Origin of the sequence: Pseudoflavonifractor phocaeensis (assembly GCF_016901735.1) — a bacterium.
Taxonomy (GTDB): Bacteria; Bacillota; Clostridia; order Oscillospirales; family Oscillospiraceae; genus Pseudoflavonifractor_A.
Genome location: NZ_JACLZC010000171.1, coordinates 1 through 738, shown reverse-complemented (window position 1 = coordinate 738; position 738 = coordinate 1). Strand labels below are relative to the sequence as shown.

1 protein-coding gene is annotated in these 738 nt (G+C 53.5%); it reads left to right on the top strand.

The window, feature by feature from the left end:
- Positions 1–164 precede the first annotated feature (164 nt).
- Positions 165–738 (top strand): recombinase family protein (locus tag H7U37_RS16315; protein ID WP_204876979.1); only part of this gene is annotated, 574 nt, incomplete at its 3' end.

Sequence of the window (738 nt, the reverse complement as noted above, 5' to 3'; positions counted from 1 at the left end):
CGAAAAACGCAACGACGATTGATTCCTTTGTTTAAGGGGAAAATGTCATTTCCAAAATAAAGACCACAGTCAGTGCAGGACTGATTGTGGTCGAGAAGTATTGTAAAAAGGTGATATTGTTGGTGTCTTGATCCGTTGTAGGATGGTGAAAACATCCTTGACAAATCTCTTTCCAAAAGAAAATACTTCAAAAGGCCGCCAAGGACAAGGGCTACACGGATACCATCTTTTTCGTGGATGACGGGATCACCGGCACTACCATGAAGCGCCCCGGCTTTCAGAAGATGATCGCCGCAATCGAGGCCGGGTACATCTCGGCGGTGCTCGTGAAAGACCTCTCCCGGCTGGGCCGGAACTATATTGAGGTGGGCAAGCTCACCGAAGAATTTTTCCCGCTCCATGATGTGCGGCTGGTGGCCGTGTCCGATGGCGTGGACAGCGACGAGGGCGAGGACGATTTCACCCCGTTCAAGAACATTATGAACGAATACTACGCCAAGGACATTTCCAAGAAGCGCCGCATCGTAAACAAGATGAAAGGTAACGCCGGGATTCCGCTTTCGCCGCCGCCCTATGGTTACATCAAGAACCCGGACGATCCCCGGTTTTGGGTGATTGACCCGGAGGCCGCCGAGGTGGTACGCCGTATCTACCGCATGGCGCTGGACGGGTACGGGCTGGCTGAAACTGCCGCTGCCCTCGGTGCGGATGGGATCGTCAACCCGACCTACTACTGGC